Source organism: Luteibacter flocculans, assembly GCF_023612255.1.
Classification (GTDB): domain Bacteria; phylum Pseudomonadota; class Gammaproteobacteria; order Xanthomonadales; family Rhodanobacteraceae; genus Luteibacter; species Luteibacter flocculans.
Window position 1 is genome coordinate 1,769,098 of record NZ_CP063231.1, and the last position, 15,675, is coordinate 1,784,772.

Annotated in this window: 16 protein-coding genes; 11 read left to right on the forward strand and 5 right to left on the reverse strand. The window is 66.7% G+C overall.

All coding sequences use genetic code 11. The features are described from left to right. Positions 1-62 precede the first annotated feature (62 nt). From rlmD to IM816_RS07495, 11 genes are all read left to right on the forward strand, one after another. On the forward strand, positions 63-1,364 hold the full coding sequence (rlmD, locus tag IM816_RS07445) for a 23S rRNA (uracil(1939)-C(5))-methyltransferase RlmD (RefSeq protein ID WP_250340386.1): 1,302 nt from the start codon (positions 63-65) through the stop codon (positions 1,362-1,364). Between the two features lie 12 nt (positions 1,365-1,376). Next, positions 1,377-1,898 carry a CYTH domain-containing protein gene (locus IM816_RS07450; protein ID WP_250340387.1) on the forward strand — a complete coding sequence of 174 codons (522 nt, stop codon included), beginning with the start codon at positions 1,377-1,379 and terminating at the stop codon, positions 1,896-1,898. Next, positions 1,892-2,893 (forward strand): beta-N-acetylhexosaminidase, encoded by a 1,002-nt coding sequence (nagZ, locus tag IM816_RS07455; protein ID WP_250340388.1) that lies wholly within the window; start codon positions 1,892-1,894, stop codon positions 2,891-2,893. Before IM816_RS07450 ends, nagZ begins: the two co-directional genes overlap by 7 nt. 7 nt (positions 2,894-2,900) lie before the next feature. Next, complete coding sequence (locus IM816_RS07460; protein WP_250340389.1) at positions 2,901-3,446, forward strand: hypoxanthine-guanine phosphoribosyltransferase; 546 nt, start codon at positions 2,901-2,903, stop codon at positions 3,444-3,446. Positions 3,447-3,451: 5 nt separating this feature from the next. Further along, positions 3,452-4,198: an S-methyl-5'-thioinosine phosphorylase gene (locus IM816_RS07465; RefSeq protein WP_250340390.1), complete on the forward strand. Its 747-nt coding sequence runs from the start codon at positions 3,452-3,454 to the stop codon at positions 4,196-4,198. Between the two features lie 137 nt (positions 4,199-4,335). Next, a complete protein-coding gene (locus tag IM816_RS07470; protein ID WP_072320702.1) occupies positions 4,336-4,542 on the forward strand; it encodes a cold-shock protein in 207 nt (68 codons plus the stop codon). A gap of 565 nt (positions 4,543-5,107) precedes the next feature. Next, on the forward strand, positions 5,108-5,578 hold the full coding sequence (locus tag IM816_RS07475) for a type IV pilus modification PilV family protein (protein ID WP_250340391.1): 471 nt from the start codon (positions 5,108-5,110) through the stop codon (positions 5,576-5,578). Beyond that, complete coding sequence (locus IM816_RS07480) at positions 5,575-6,153, forward strand: PilW family protein (protein ID WP_250340392.1); 579 nt, start codon at positions 5,575-5,577, stop codon at positions 6,151-6,153. The genes IM816_RS07475 and IM816_RS07480 overlap by 4 nt, the downstream gene beginning before the upstream one ends. Then, positions 6,143-6,460 carry a hypothetical protein gene (locus IM816_RS07485; protein ID WP_250340393.1) on the forward strand — a complete coding sequence of 106 codons (318 nt, stop codon included), beginning with the start codon at positions 6,143-6,145 and terminating at the stop codon, positions 6,458-6,460. Before IM816_RS07480 ends, IM816_RS07485 begins: the two co-directional genes overlap by 11 nt. Then, entirely contained in the window at positions 6,369-7,391 is a 1,023-nt protein-coding gene (locus IM816_RS07490; RefSeq protein ID WP_250340394.1) for a glycosylasparaginase, read from the forward strand. The genes IM816_RS07485 and IM816_RS07490 overlap by 92 nt, the downstream gene beginning before the upstream one ends. A 2-nt stretch (positions 7,392-7,393) precedes the next feature. After that, entirely contained in the window at positions 7,394-8,113 is a 720-nt protein-coding gene (locus tag IM816_RS07495; RefSeq protein WP_250340395.1) for a copper homeostasis protein CutC, read from the forward strand. Positions 8,114-8,133: 20 nt separating this feature from the next. On the opposite strand, the gene pdeM is transcribed toward IM816_RS07495, so the two are convergent. From pdeM to IM816_RS07520, 5 genes are all read right to left on the reverse strand, one after another. Then, on the reverse strand, positions 8,134-8,784 hold the full coding sequence (pdeM, locus tag IM816_RS07500; RefSeq protein WP_250340396.1) for a ligase-associated DNA damage response endonuclease PdeM: 651 nt from the start codon (positions 8,782-8,784) through the stop codon (positions 8,134-8,136). Then, entirely contained in the window at positions 8,781-11,219 is a 2,439-nt protein-coding gene (locus IM816_RS07505) for a ligase-associated DNA damage response DEXH box helicase (RefSeq protein WP_250340397.1), read from the reverse strand. The genes pdeM and IM816_RS07505 overlap by 4 nt, the downstream gene beginning before the upstream one ends. Next, the gene (locus IM816_RS07510) at positions 11,176-12,771 is read right to left on the reverse strand and encodes an ATP-dependent DNA ligase (protein WP_250340398.1); all 1,596 of its coding nucleotides are present in this window, start codon (positions 12,769-12,771) and stop codon (positions 11,176-11,178) included. Before IM816_RS07510 ends, IM816_RS07505 begins: the two co-directional genes overlap by 44 nt. Continuing rightward, a complete protein-coding gene (locus IM816_RS07515; protein WP_250340399.1) occupies positions 12,771-13,793 on the reverse strand; it encodes a ligase-associated DNA damage response exonuclease in 1,023 nt (340 codons plus the stop codon). Before IM816_RS07515 ends, IM816_RS07510 begins: the two co-directional genes overlap by 1 nt. Before the next feature lie 68 nt (positions 13,794-13,861). Further along, positions 13,862-15,625: an ABC transporter transmembrane domain-containing protein gene (locus IM816_RS07520; RefSeq protein ID WP_250340400.1), complete on the reverse strand. Its 1,764-nt coding sequence runs from the start codon at positions 15,623-15,625 to the stop codon at positions 13,862-13,864. Positions 15,626-15,675: the final 50 nt, after the last annotated feature.

The following is a 15,675-nucleotide window of genomic DNA, read 5'->3' on the forward strand; positions in this document are numbered from 1 at the left end:
CGCGGCGCGTCCTCCCAGCCAGCCCGGGCCGTCGGCGGTCCGGGCTTTACGTTTTAGAGCGCATGACCGAATTCGAAGCCACCATCACCGACCTCAGCCATGACGGCCGGGGCGTCGCCCGCATCGACAATAAGGCCACGTTCGTTTCCGGCGCGCTGCCGGGCGAGCGCGTCTTGCTGAAATATCGCAAGCGGCATCGGAACTACGACGACGCCGAAGTCGTCAGCGTGCTGGAGCCGTCGCCCGATCGCGTCGTGCCGCCTTGCCCGCACTTCGGCCAGTGCAGCGGCTGCGCGCTCCAGCACATGGCGCCCGCCGCACAGATCGCTGCCAAGCAACGCGTGCTGGCGGAAAACTTCGAACGCATTGGCAAGGTAAGCCCCGAGCGCTGGCTGGCTCCCCTCGTGGACGAGCCCTGGGGCTACCGGCGCAAGGGTCGTTTCTCGGTCCGTTACGTGGCGAAGAAAGAGCGCGTGCTGGTGGGTTTCCGCGAGGAATCCAATCCGCGCTTCGTCGCGGACATCGACAGCTGCCTCGTCATCCACCCCAAGCTTGGCGACAAGGTCGGATTGCTTGCCGCGCTGGTCGGCGGGATGGACGCTGCGCGCGACATCCCGCAGATCGAATTCGCTGCGGGCGACGACACGGTCGCGCTCGTGTTCCGCCATCTTGTGCCGTTGTCGGAGCGCGATCGCGCCGCGCTGGTCGCCTTTGGTCAAGCGCACGACATCGCGATCTATCTGCAGCCGGGCAACCAGAGCAGCGTCCATCCGCTCTGGCCGGAAGCACCTCGCCTGGCCTTCGCCATACCCGCGGACAACGTGGAGCTGGAATTCCTTCCCCTGGACTTCGTCCAGGTAAATGCGGGCATGAACCAGCGCATGCTGGCGCGCACGCTGGAACTGCTCGACCTGCAACCCGGCGACAAGGTGCTCGACCTGTTCTGTGGCCTGGGCAACTTCACGCTGCCGATGGCACGCCATGCGGCGGAGGTCGTCGGTGTGGAAGGCGAGCATGGCCTCGTGGAGCGCGCGGCGGCCAATGCGGCACGCAACGGCCTGTCCAACGCGTCGTTCCGCGTCGCCAACCTCTTCGACGATCAGCGCAACGAGCCCTGGGCGCAGCAGCCGTGGGACAAGATCCTGCTCGACCCGCCGCGCGCCGGTGCCGACAAGGTGCTCGAGTATCTGCCGCGCAAGGGCACCCAGCGGGTCGTGTATGTCTCGTGCCATCCGGGCTCGCTTGCCCGCGACGCCGGTATCCTCGTGGAGCGGCACGGCTTCCGGCTGGTGTCGGCCGGCGTGATGGATATGTTTCCGCATACCGCGCACGTCGAATCCATCGCGCTGTTCGAGCGCGGCTGAGGGGCGGAACACATGGGCGTCGAAATCGAACGGAAATTCCTTCTTGCCGGTGACGGCTGGCGCGCGCTCGTGGAACGCAGCGATCGCATCGCGCAGGGCTATCTCATCGGCGCGGCGGCGGTCGCCGCCGGCCATGCGAAATCGTCCGTTCGCGTGCGGATCTCCGGCGAGCAGGCCTCGCTCAACATCAAGTCCGCCGTGCTCGGCATCCAGCGTGACGAATTCGAATATCCGATTCCGCTGGCCGACGCGGAGCATCTGCTCCATGCGCTTTCCGATGGCGTGCTGGAGAAGGTGCGTCACCACGTGCATTACCAGGGCGCGCATTTCGAGATCGACGAATTCGCCGGCGACAACGCCGGCCTGATCGTGGCCGAGCTTGAACTGGACGCTGCGGACGCTGCGTATCCACGGCCCGACTGGCTCGGCGTGGAAGTGAGCGCGCCGCGCTACTACAACGTCAACCTTATCGATCGACCGTTCGCTCGTTGGACGGCCGAAGAAAAGGCAGGCAGGGAGGACACCGCATGCTGATGGTCGGTCTTGCCGGCACCGAGCTGGCCGCGCACGAGCACGAATGGCTGACGGCCCGTGGCGTCGTGGGCACCATTCTCTTCTCGCGCAATTTCCAGTCGCGCGAGCAGGTCACCACGCTCATCGCATCGATCCGCGATGTGGCGGGCGAGGATTTCCTCGTCTGCGTCGATCAGGAAGGCGGACGCGTGCAGCGTTTCCGTGAGGGCTTTACGCGCTTGCCGCCGTTGGCGGCCATCGGCCGTTTCTACGAAAGCGACCCGGTCGACGCCGTGAACCGCGCGGAAGAACACGCCTGGATCATGGCAAGCGAGATGCGTGCCATCGGCGTCGATTTCAGTTTTGCACCCGTGGCCGATCTGGATCGCGGGAGCCGGGCCATAGGCACCCGCGCGTTCCACGCCGATCCGGCCGTTGCGGCGGAGCTGGTGCAGGCCTACGTGCGCGGCATGCACCTGGGCGGCATGGCCGCGGTGCTCAAGCATTTTCCGGGGCACGGTTCCGTGGCCGAAGACACTCATGAGTCGGTCGCCATCGACCCTCGGAGCAAGGAAGAGATCTTTGCCAACGACCTTCTGCCATTCCTTGCAGGCATGGACGCGCACGCGGAAGCCGTGATGGCGGCACACGTCATCTATCCTGCGATTGATGACCGCCCTGCGGGTTATTCGCGTACCTGGATCGAAGACATCCTGCGTGGCGAACTCGGTTTCCACGGCTGCGTGTTCGGTGACGACATCAGCATGGCCGCCGCGGGAAGCGCAGGCGGTATTGCCGCGCGTGCCGCGGCCAACCTCGACGCCGGCTGCGACATCGTGCTTGCGTGTTTTCCCGAGGCCGTTCCCGAGGCGATTGCGGCGGTTCAAGGCCGCCGTCCGTCGCCGGTCGAACGCATCGCGCCGTTGCGCGGTGCGATCGGTTCGACCTGGGAAGGCCTTGTCGACAATCCCCAGCGCGAGCGATTCATCGCACGCGTGACCGCACTGGAGCCTTGACCGAACCATGACTGCCGCCTCGCTCGCTGACGCGCTGACGCGCTCTGACATCCTGTTCACCCGCGACCAGCTCGATATCGAGATCGCTCGCATGGGGCGCGAAATCGACGACGCGCTCGCCGGTGAGCGTCCCGTCTTCCTCACCGTGATGCACGGGGCACTGGTCTTCGCCGGACACCTCGCGCTGGCGATCCGCACCGATCTCGAATTCGACTACGTCCACGCCACGCGCTATCGCGGCGAGACCAGTGGCAGCGACCTGCATTGGCTGCGCCGACCGGAAGTGCCGTTGCAGGGGCGCACGGTGCTGCTGGTGGACGACATCCTCGACGAGGGCCATACGTTGAAGGCCGTGCGCGATGCATGTCTCGAGATGGGTGCGGCGCGCGTGCTTCTCGTCGTGCTCTGCACCAAGTTGCATGGCCGCCGTGCGCACGGTATCGAGGCCGACTTCAACGGCGTCGACCTGCCGGACCGTTACGTGTTCGGCTACGGCATGGACTACCACGAGCAAGCCCGCAATCTGCCTGCCATCTACGCGTTGAAGGACTGAGTGCGATGACCATCGATCTCGCCGTCATCGGCGGTAGCGGCCTCTACGCCTTCGAGGGCCTGGAGAACACGGAGCGGCAGCAGGTAGACACGCCCTTCGGCGCACCGTCCGGTGATGTCGTGACGGGCAGCTTCCGCGGCAAGCGGCTTGCATTCCTCGCACGCCATGGCGAAAGCCATACGGTACCGCCGCACCGCGTGAACTACCGGGCGAACCTTTGGGCGCTGCACGCCCTCGGCGCGCAGCGGGTGGTGGCGGTCAACGCCGTGGGCGGCATTCGCGACGACATGGGCCCGCGCGCCCTCGTGGTGCCGGACCAGATCATCGATTACACCCACGGGCGCTACACCAGCTTCAATGACGTCGAGGGGGCAGAGGTTCGCCACATCGATTTCAGCGAGCCGTACACGGAAAGCCTTCGTCAGGCGATCGTGGCCGCGGCCCGGGCCGAAGGGCTCGCGATCATCGATGGCGGCGTCCACGGGGTGACCCAGGGACCGCGTCTGGAAACGCGCGCGGAGATCGCCCGGATGAATCGCGACGGCTGCGACCTGGTGGGCATGACCGGCATGCCCGAGGCGGCACTGGCCCGCGAACTCGGCCTGGATTTCGCCTGCCTTGCCCTGGTGGCGAACTTTGCTGCGGGTGCGGGAGACGCCGTGGAAATCAGTATCGAAGAGATCTTCGAGCACCTGGCCGCCGCCACGGCGAACGTGCCGCCGATCCTGGGACGCCTGCTGGACACCCTCTGATATCGGAAAGAATCCCAGTTGCGCTTTGGTCTGAAACATGACGATACTTCCGCTGCGCGTGGGGGCGGGCAAAGGGGATCCATGGGGAACGCCTCGCCAACTCAGGCGCTTCCAGTCCATGTCCAGAGGTTTCCGCAATGCGTTTCGGTACGGTCAAGTGGTTCAACGATGCCAAGGGTTTCGGTTTCATCGCGCCCGAGGACGGTGGGGAGGACGTGTTCGTCCACTTTTCTGCGATCAATTCGAAGGGGTTTCGTAGTCTCCAGGAAGGCCAGCGAGTGAAGTTCGAAGTGACCCAGGGCCCGAAGGGTGCCCAGGCGTCGGGTGTCGAAATCGCCGCCTGATCGCTTCCGCTTCGTAACAGGAAACCCCGCGCTTCGGCGCGGGGTTTTTTTTTGGTTCATCGCGGAATTCCGGGGTGCAGTCGGGATACGTCGATTCCTTGGCCGCGTGACGGCATGTGTCCAGCGGCTGGAGCTACCGCTAGCTCGCGCGGTGAGGCCAGAGCCTTCGGTGTCCCCCCTCGCTGCTTCAGACAGGTCCTCCGCGTTCGAAAAGGATGGCCGCTGGCGCGGCCCGTGTACGTAGTGGCCTTCGGCCGCTCTCTTGTGCGGAACTCGCCTCGAGGGGAGACACCGAAGACTCACGCGATGACTGAGGTCGCGTGTCGGGAGAGCCGCAGCCCCCGGTAATGCGCGATGAACCTTTTTTTGAGCGATCGAAAGCCGTCCAGACGGCCGATGGCAAGCCGGCGACGGCATCCGCTTTTTCGGCATGGATCGTCGGGTTCGCGGTCTTCCGCGACACCGTCAGGCCGGCGCGGACCACCTCGGCCGTTCCGCGCTGCGCACGTTCGTCCGTGGGCCGTCCCGATGGTAGCCACGCCATGCCCGAGTCGAGCATGGCGGGATGCGATCCGCCAGCGGCTCATCCCTCATCGAATGCCTGGTTGCCATGGCCGTCTTTGCCATCGGCGCAGCGTGCAACGCGACCTGGACCATGCAGTCGATGGCGGCGCATGCGCGTGCGTCACGGTTGAACGCGGCGACGACGATTGCCGCCAGCCTGGTTGCGCATATCCGTGCCAATCCCGAGGGAGCGGTGGCTTATGACGAAGAAAGTGCGGACGACACAGGCATGCCCCGCACATCGAGCGCCGGGTCACAAAGCGATGCCCGGCACCACACAACGGACGACGGCTGCGATGCGTCGTGTCTGGCACGTCGGCTGGCGCAGGACAACGTCCGCGGGTTCCATGCCGAGCTGGCGCGACGCGTCGGTCCTGCCGCTGCCGGTCGCGTGGCCTGCGATGCGGCGCGCTGCACGATCACGGTGACCTGGGCGGACCGGCCCGTGCTTGCATGGGCATTTCGACCATGATCTCGCGCGGCATGAGTCTGATCGAACTGCTGGTCGGGCTGGCGGTAGCCAGTCTTATTGCGGCGGGCGCCGCGACGGCGCTATCGATCGCGGGCATGGCCGCCGCGCGGCACAGTGTGGCGCGGCGGCAGAACGATGCCGCATGGCTTGCATTGGCGGCCATCGCACGCGACCTGCGAGTTGCCGAGGTATGGACGGGCTGCCAGGGAAACAGCGATTGCGCGGCGCGCCCTGCGCACCCAGCGGCGTCTGCGCTGGTGGTGAGTAGAGAGGGGTTCGCTAACGGGGAGAGTGCATGGCGCGTCGAATGGATGGCCGATGGCGACCTCTGGCGCTGCGAGAAAGAGCAGTGCGACAAATATCTGCCGGGTGTCGCCACGGCATGGTTCTACGCCGACGTGCTCGATATCGACTGCACCATGCACCGCAAGACGCTGACCGATCGCATCCGGGGCGACCCCCTCGCGATCGAGATCGTTCTTTGGATGCGCGACCGCCGCCGCTACATGCGCACCGTGGCGCGGCCGGCTGCGGTGATGCAACGTCTGCGGGAGCGCTGCCTCCATGCGCCGTGAGCGCGGCGCCATCCTCGTGCTGGTCCTGGCGGTACTCGCGATGATGGCGATCCTTGCCGGCGCGTTGGCGCGCTCCGCACACTTGCGAGTGCTGGAGGCGCGGGAGTTCGAACATCTGGAAGCGTGCCGCGCGCTCGTCGATGGTGGCGAGGGCGCGGGCCAGCGTGCGACCATCGACGATGACGCGAAAGGCGCGTCGTCGAACGAGGGAACCCATGGACCGCAGACGATTCCTCCAGGGGGCGACTGTCGCCTCGGGTATGGCGCTGGCCGCCAAGGGCATCGCGAAGACCGCGCCCGCCGCTAGCGCGTCGTCGGGCGTGGTGCCTCGCGTGTGCTCGACCTGGGACTTCGGCGTCGCGGCCAACCAAGCGGCATGGAAGGTGTTGTCCTCGGGCGGTCGCGCGCTGGATGCCGTGGAACAGGGCGCCCGCGTGCCGGAAGCCGATCTACGCAATCACAGCGTGGGTCGCGCGGGTTATCCCGATCGCGACGGCAAGGTGACGCTGGATGCCAGCATCATGGACGAGCACGGCAACTGCGGTGCCGTCGCAGCGTTGGAACATATCGCGCACCCCATTTCTGTCGCGCGTCGCGTCATGGAGCGCACACCGCACGTGCTTCTCGTCGGCGACGGCGCGCTGCAATTTGCCATGGAGCAAGGGTTTCCCCGCGAGGAACTGTTGACGCCCGAGTCCGAAAAGGCCTGGCACGAGTGGTTGAAGACGGCGAAGTACAAGCCGGTCGCCAACAGCGAGGTCGGTACGTATAACGCCGGCCCGGGCGGCACGCCTGGCGATGCCAGCAACCACGACACGATCGGCATGCTTGCCATCGATGCGCAGGGCAATCTCTCCGGCGCATGCACCACGAGCGGCATGGCCTGGAAGCTGCACGGCCGGGTGGGCGATAGCCCCATCATCGGTGCGGGCCTGTACGTCGACAACGAGGTCGGCGGCGCGACTTCCACCGGCGTGGGCGAGGAAGTGATCCGCAACGTCGGCAGTTTCCTCGTGGTGGAGCTGATGCGCCAGGGTCGTTCGCCGGAGGACGCCTGCCGCGAGGCCGTGGAGCGCATCCTTCGTCGCAAGCCCAACGCCAAGGATCTGCAGGTGGGCTTTCTCGCCATGGACAAGAAGGGCAACGTCGGTGCGTGGGCCATCCAGAAGGGCTTCTCGTACGCGGTCTGTGACGCGAAGAAGCAGGACACCCTGATCCCCGGCAAGAGCAGCTACTGAGCATGGCGCTGTTGGAAATCGCGGCGAATTCGGTTGCCTCGGCGTTTGCCGCCCAGGAAGGCGGGGCAGCGCGGGTGGAGCTTTGCGCCAGTCTCGAAGAAGGCGGTATCACGCCGTCGCACGGCACGATCGCGCTCGCGCGAGAAGGCTTGCGCATACCGCTGTACATACTCGTGCGACCGCGGGCGGGCGACTTTCTCTACGAGAACGCCGAGATCGAGGTCATGCTCGACGACATCGCGCATTGTCGTGAACTCGGCTGCGACGGTGTGGTGATCGGCGCGCTCACGGCCGAGGGCGAGGTGGACGTGGAAGCCTGTACGCTGTTTCTTCGCGCCGCAGGCGACATGGGCGTGACCTTCCATCGTGCGTTCGATCTCGTGCCGGACCGGCAGGCAGCATTGGAAACGCTGATCGAACTCGGCTTCGAGCGGGTGCTCACCTCCGGCGGCATGCCGAGCGCTGTCGCCGGTGCGTCAACGCTTGCACGACTGGTCGCCCAGGCCGGCGGTCGCATCGTCGTGATGCCCGGGGCCGGCATCGAACCGGGCAACGTGGCGTCGTTGCGTCAGGCGACGCGTGCGCGCGAATTCCATGCGTCGGCAAAACGGCGTCTGCCATCTGCCATGCGGCGTACGCCCGGCGATGCGCTCGGCATGGGTGCAGGCGAAATGCGTACCGACGTCGACACGGTACGCGCGCTGGTCGCTGCGTTGGGTTGATCCGCGTCTCGCGCCTCGCGCTATCGCTCCGTCACGGGCAGTAATCCGGCCGGGGTGACCGCCACGATGCGCCGGCCGCTGGCGCGTTCCACGTCGTGCAGCCCCGTCAGCGTACCGAAGGCCGGCAACATGCCGACGTCGCGATCGAAGACGAAGGCCGGAAGCCGATGGCGACGCCACCCATCGCGCACCGTCACGCCCGGATGCACGTGCCCCGACAGCGTATAGCCCTCTGTGTGCTTCTCCGGGTGATGCGCGAAGACGAACGGCGGTGCGGATACCTTGCCGGGGCGAACCAGGATGCCCAGCGAAGCGACGTCGAAGTGCCGGTCGTGGTTGCCTGCGATCAGTTCGATCGCCACGTCGGCATGGCGTTGCCGCCATGCGCGCACGCGCTCGACCCAGGCGCTGCGTTCCGTCGCCGCGCCATGCACGAGGTCGCCCAACACCGTAAGACGCTCAGGTGCGAACTCGGCGATCAAGGCGTCGAGTCGCGCGAGATCGCCTTCGGTGTCGCCACTGGGCACGGCGATGCCGGCGCGCCGGAACACCGCGCCCTTGCCAAGGTGAAGATCGGAAACCAGCAATGTCCGCGTCGCGGCCCAGTGGATCGCCCGTTGTGCGTGCAAGGTCAGGCGCTCGCCGGCCACTTCGATGTCGCGCGTCATCATGCGTCGGCTCCCGCTTCCAGTGTGGCTAGCATCCGCTCCACGCGGGTTTTCCAGTCGTCGCCGGCAATCCCGCCACGCAGCCGTTCGACCCAGAGCGGAAACGCCAGCGGACTCAGTCGCTTCGTTTCGCGCCAGAGCAACTGCGAGCGCGAGACGCGCAGCAGGCAGGCACGCAGTCGCGAATAATCCAGTTGCTGGTCGAGCACTTCGCGTTCGGCCTGCCACAGCAGCGGGTGCGCAGGATCGTGCCGGCGCAGTACGTCGAACAGCAAGCCGCTGGACGCCTGCAACTGGCGCAGCGTTTTACCGTGAGCTGGATAGCCGTTGAAGACGAGGCCCGCCACACGGGCGATCTCGCGGAACTGCCGCCGCGCCAGTTCGGACAGATTGACGCTGGCGCGGATGTCCGTGCGCAGACCCCAAGGATGCAGCAGCTGACGCATGACCTCGGCATCCAACGGCGGCATGCGCGCGGCCGTCAACGTCAGCCCATAGTCGTTCACCGCATAGCCGTAGTCGCCCGGCTGGATACGGGCCAGGCGATACGCAAGCACGGCGGCGAGACCTTCATGGGCCAGTCTCCCCCCAAACGGAAACACGAAAAGGTAATCGCCCTCGCGCGTCCGCGTGCGCTCGCAGAGTGTCTGATCGAGGCCCGGAATGGACGATTGCCTTCGTTGTACGTCGAGCAGCCCGGCCAGTGCACGCATTTCCACGGAGTCATCCTCACCGGCCAAGGTGCGGCGCAATTCATCGGACAGCTCGCCGGACAGCGGCAGACGGCCGCCCATCCAGCGCGGAACGCCGCCACGCCGGTTCGGCGCCGCGCGCACATACGCCGTCATGTCGCGCACGCGGACCAGTTCCAGATGGCGACCGGCAAACAGGAAGCGATCGCCAGGGCGCAACCGAGAGAGAAAACTTTCCTCGACCGAGCCGAGCCGCGCGCCCTTCATGTAGCGTACTTGCAGACTGCCGTCGGAAGTGATGGTTCCGATCGACAACCGGTGCATGCGTGCGATGCGCCCACTTTCGACCTGATAACGACCCTCGGTCTCCACCAGCTTTTGATACTCCGGATAGCTCGCGAGCGCCGATCCGCCGGTGCGCAGGTAAGCCAGCACGGCGTCGAAACGATCCCGCGGCAGTTGCGCGTACGCGAGTGACGACGTGATCTCGGCGTATGCTTCGTCGGCGGTGAATCCGCCGCCGAGGGCCATCGTGAGCAGGTGCTGGGCGAGTACGTCGAGACAGCCGCGCATGGGGTGGCGAGGCTCCAGATGCCCTTCGGCGAGTGCGCGCCGCGCCGCGGAGACCTCTGCCAATTCGAGCAAGTGCGTCGGGACGCAGAGAATGCGCGACGGCATGCCGGGCTGATGACCGCTACGCCCCGCGCGTTGTAGCAGGCGCGCCACGCTCTTGGGGCTACCGATCTGGATGACGCGTTCCACGCTGGCAAAATCGACGCCGAGATCGAGACTCGATGTCGCAACGACGCAGCGCAGCGTCCCGAGGCGCAGGCCTTCCTCGGTGGCGAAGCGCAGCTTGGGATCGATCGAGCCGTGATGCAGTGCGAGCGTCTCGGGCGCTTCCGGCCATACCGACGACAGCGCTTCGTGCCACAGCTCGGCCTGCGAGCGCGTGTTCGCAAAGACAAGGCTGCTGCGTGCGCTTAGCACCGCGTCGAGCACGCGTGGCAGTTGTGACAGACCAAGATGTCCCGCCCAAGGAAACCGTTCGCCGCTGGCGGGTACGGCCGTCTCGACGATCGTCCGCTTCTTCGTGCGCGAGCCGATCAACACACCGTCGCCGGCCAGTGCGTGCAACGCTTCGTCGAGGTTGCCCAGTGTGGCCGAAAGGCCCCAGGTGCGTAGCTCGGGAAGCCAGTGGCGTAGACGGGTAAGGCCAAGCTGGAGCAAGGTACCGCGCTTGTTGCCGACCAGTTCGTGCCATTCGTCGACGACGATGCCGCGCAGCCCGGCGAAACGCGTATTCGCGTCCGGGTAGCTGAGCAGCAGGGCCAGGCTTTCTGGCGTGGTGACCAGCAGTTCGCACGCCCCACGGCGCAAGCGCGCACGCTCTGCACTGCCGCTGTCCCCGGTCCGGCGCAGCACGCGCCAGGGCAGGTCCATCGCCTGCACCGCAGCGTTGAGATGCTGCGCGGTGTCGGTCGCCAGCGAACGCAACGGGGTAATCCAGAGCAACTGCAAGCCGCTGCGTGGATGCAGCGCGGCGTCGATGAGCGGGCCGCCAGCGGCTGCAAGCGTCTTGCCGGTGCCCGTGGGCGCGTGGACGAGGCCGTTCCGGCCTTCGTGCCACGCACGCCACGCTGCGCGCTGGAACGCCGCAGGGCGGCGTCCCTGTGAGGCGAACCACGCCAGCAGGCGCGCTTCAGCCCGACGCCAGGCGGCGGAGGTCGTCGAGCTTGTCGGCATCGCGGATCGACAGATCGGTACGCCAGCGGATGATGCGCGGAAAGCGCACCGCAACGCCGGCCTTGTGGCGCCCCGAAGCCTGGATGGCCTCGAAGGCGAGTTCGAATACATGCGTGGGTTCTACCGATCGCACTGGCCCGAAGCGTTCGATCGTGTGGGCGCGGATCCACCGGTCGAGCCGACCGATCTCGCTGTCGTCGAGGCCCGAGTACGCCTTCGCGACCGGCACCAGTGCTTCACCGTCCCACACGCCGAAGGTGTAGTCGGTGAAGAGTCCCGAGCGGCGACCGTGGCCCGGTTGCGCATAGAGCAGCACGGCATCGACCGTGTACGGATCGACTTTCCACTTCCACCAGTCGCCGCGCTTGCGTCCCACGCGGTACGGGGAATCCAGCTTTTTCAGCATCAAGCCTTCGGTGCGTCGCTCGCGCGATTCGCCGCGCACCGCGGCGAGTGCGTCCCAGGTAGTGGTTTCCACCGAGGGCGAGAGCATCAAGGTCGGTCCCCGTCCTTCGATCAGCGCAGCCAGTCGTGCGCGACGCTCGACGAGCGGACGCTCGCGCAGATCCTGGCCTTCCCATTCGAGCAGGTCGTAGGTCATCAGTCGCACGGGCGTGTCGGCCAGCAACTTGGCACCGGGTTTGAGTTTGCCGATGCGCTTCTGCAAAGCGGCGAAAGGCAGCGGATGATCTTCATCGAGCATCCAGGCAAGGATTTCGCCATCCACCACGCAACCCTCGGGCAGATCGATGGCTGCCAGCTCGATTTCCGGAAAGCGTCCGTCGAGCCTTTCCTCACCGCGTGACCACAGCACGGCGCCGCCAGCACGACGCATCAACTGTGCGCGGATCCCGTCCCATTTCCATTCGGCCAGCCATTCATTGACCGCACCCAGTGCCGTCACCTCCTGTTCGAGCGGCGACGCGAGAAAGAACGGGTAAGGGCGTTCGCCCGCGTGCTCGTCGGCACGCTCCGGTTCTGCCAACGCGAGAAACGCTGTGGCCGACGGCTTCCAGGTGCCGCTGAGGCGATGCGCCATGAGATCGGAAGGCAACGCCGCCCATTGCGCCAGGGCCTGTACGACGAGCCGATGCGAGACGCCGACGCGCAACGATCCGGTCAGCAGCTTGTTGACCAGGAAGACCTGTTCGCGCGGCAGCGATCGCCACCATTCGCGCAACATCTCCACGCGCTCCGATGTCTCCAGACGTGACAACGACGGCAGACGCGCCTCCATCCAGACATGCAACGGTGTGTCGCCTTCGGCCGCCTCCGACGCGGGCAGCATCAAGGCAACCGTTTCCGCGAGGTCGCCGACGTGCTGGTAGCTCTCGTCGATCAACCAGTCCGCGTAGCCGGTTTCCGCGGCGAGCGCGAGGCGCAGTTCGGTGGCGGTCGCCGTGCGCTTGAGCTTGCCACCGCCAAGCACGTAGACCGCCCAGGCGGCATCCTCGGGGCGTGCCTCCGCGAAATAGCTCGCCATCGCGTCGCGCTTGGCGGCGGTGGATGCCGTGCGATCGAGCGCTTCGAACAACTCAGCGAAGCGGCGCATCAATCACCTTCCTCGCTGCTGCGAAGGTCAGGCATCTGGCCTCCCAGCGAACGCAGGGGGAACGCTTCGTGACCGTTCTCGCGCAGGTGGCGGATCAGTGCCTCACCGTCGCCATGGGTGACATAGATGCGTTTGGCGCCGCAGTCCGCCACGCTGCGCAAAAGACCCGGCCAGTCGGCGTGATCGGAAACGACGAAGCCGCGGTCGTAGCCACGCCGACGTCGGGCGCCGCGCACCTGCATCCACCCCGACGCGAAGCCCGTGGAGGCCTTGCCGAAGCGGCGCATCCACGGCGAACCCGCCGCCGACGGTGGCGCCATCACCAGTTCGCCGGCAAAGTCCTTGCCGCGCGCGGACTCGCTCACCGGCACCGTCGGCAACATGGGTACACCGGCCTCGCGATACAGCGCGACGAGCCGCAGCATCGCGCCATGCAGATGGACCGTGCGCTCGCTGCGGGTCGCAAGTTCGGCCAGCAGACGCTGCGCCTTACCGAGCGCGTAGCAGAACAGCACGGCAGCGACTCCGCGCGCGGCGCATTCGTCGACCCAGCCAAGAATTTCGTCGACCACCTGGCGCATCGACGGCCAGCGGTAGATGGGCAGGCCGAAGGTGGACTCGGTGACGAAGACATCGCACGGCACGGGTTCGAACGGCGTGCAGGTCGGGTCCGGATCGCGCTTGTAGTCGCCGGATACCACGGCCACCTTGCCGCAGCCTTCGATGCGGATCTGCGCCGCGCCGAGAATATGCCCCGACGGATGGAACGACACGCGCGTATCACCCAGAGCGAACGCTTCGCGCCAGGCATGGGCGTGCACGACGGATGCCGCGCCCAACCGTTCGCGCATCAAGCCTTCCCCGGCGGCCGCCACGTGATAGAGCCCGCTACCCGAACGCGCATGGTCGCCATGCGCGTGCGTCACCACCGCGCGCGCCACAGGCTGCATGGGATCGATGAAGAAGTCGCCAGCGGGGCAGTACAGGCCTTCCGGGCGCGGCAGCAGCAGGTCGCTATCCATGCCGCGAAACTAGGTGGCGAGCCGTCAAGGGTGCGAGAACGCGGTAGGTCGCGTTGTCACACTTGGCATCACGCCACGAACTGGAGGCGGGCCAGTTCCGCGTAGAGGCCGCCTTCCGCCAGCAGGCTCTCGTGGGTGCCCTGGGCAACGATGCGTCCGCCGTCCATCACCACGATGCGGTCGGCGCGCTGCACCGTTGCGAGACGATGCGCGATGACCAGGGTGGTGCGACCCTTCTCCAGGCGTTCGAGCGCCTGCTGGATGGCCGCTTCGGACTGCGCGTCGAGCGCCGACGTCGCCTCGTCGAGCAGCAGCAGCGGGGCGTCGCGCAGGATCGCGCGCGCGATGGCGATGCGTTGCTTCTGTCCGCCTGACAGACGGACGCCGCGCTCGCCGAGCGCAGCGCCGTAGCCTTCGGGCAGCGCGGAAATAAAGCCGTCCGCTTCCGCCAGGCGTGACGCCTCGCGGACCTCCTCGTCGCTGGCATCGGCGCGGCCGAAGCGAATGTTGTCGGCGGCGCTGCCACCGAAGATCACGGTTTCCTGCGGCACCAGGGCGATGGCGCCGCGCAGCTCGGGCAGGGCAAGCGCGCGCAGGTCCACGCCATCGAAGCGGATGGCGCCCGACAGCGGATCATGGAAACGCAGCAGCAGGCTGAAGACGGTGCTCTTGCCCGCGCCCGACGGACCGACCAGCGCCACGGTTTCTCCCGCGGCAATGTCGAGGTCGAAGTCGGACAGCGCGGCGACGTCCGGCCGCGACGGATAGCGGAACTCCACGTGCTCGAAGCGCAGCGAGCCCGTCACCGGGCGCGGCAGCACCTCGGGGGCATCCGGCGTGCGAATGACGGCGCGCTCCGCGAAGAGTTCGCCGATGCGTTCCATGGCGCCCGCGGCGCGTAGCACGTCGCCCCAGACTTCCGAGAGGCCGGCGACCGAACCGGCCGCGAAAATGGCGTAGAGCACGAACTGGCTGAGTACGCCGGGGGCGAGGTCGCCCGCGATGACGTCACGCGCACCCGCCCAGAGCACCAGCGTGATCGCACCGAAGATCAACACGATGACGGCGGCTGTCAGCAACGAACGCATGCCGATGCGGCGACGCGCCGTGGCAAGGGCGAGGGCGATCGCGCTCGCATAACGGCGGCTTTCGATCGGCTCGCGCGCATACGCTTTCACGGCCTGCGCGGCGTTCAACGTTTCATTCGCGACGGCGGCGGCATCGGCGATGCGGTCCTGGCTGTGTCGCGAGAGCTTCTGCACGCGCCGGCCGAAGATGAGGATCGGCAGCATCACGGCGGGAATCACGAGCGCGGTGAGGCCGGCGAGGCGAGGGCTGGTCCAGGCCATCGCGGCGGCGGCGCCCAGCAGCATCACAGCGCTGCGCAAGGCCACGGAGATACCCGATCCTACGAGCGTCTGGACCACCTCGGTATCTGTGCCGAGACGCGAGGTCAGTTCGCCGACGCGCGTGCTTTCGTAGAAGCCGACGTCCAGTTGAATCACGTGCTCGTAGAGCGACGTGCGCAGCGACGCCAGGGACCGTTCGCCGAGCAGGGCGATGCAGTAGTAGCGAGCCGCCGTGGCGAGGGCGAGCACCACCGCGACGCCGAACAGGCCAAGGAACGTGCCGTTGATCGTGGCGACGTTGGAGGCCAGGAAACCGTTGTCGATGATGTGCCGTACTGCCACGGGCAGGAGCAGCGACGCGCTGGACGAGATGCCGAGGAACACCAGCCAACCGATAGCCAGACGCTTGTGCGGCTTCAGGAAAGGCCAGAGGTTGCGCAGCGCGCCGATGCGGCGCGACTTCTCCCTGCGTTCTTCGCTCATGCGTTCGTCGGTTTCTTCAGGCAATTCGCCAACGAATGGGGCCGGCGAGT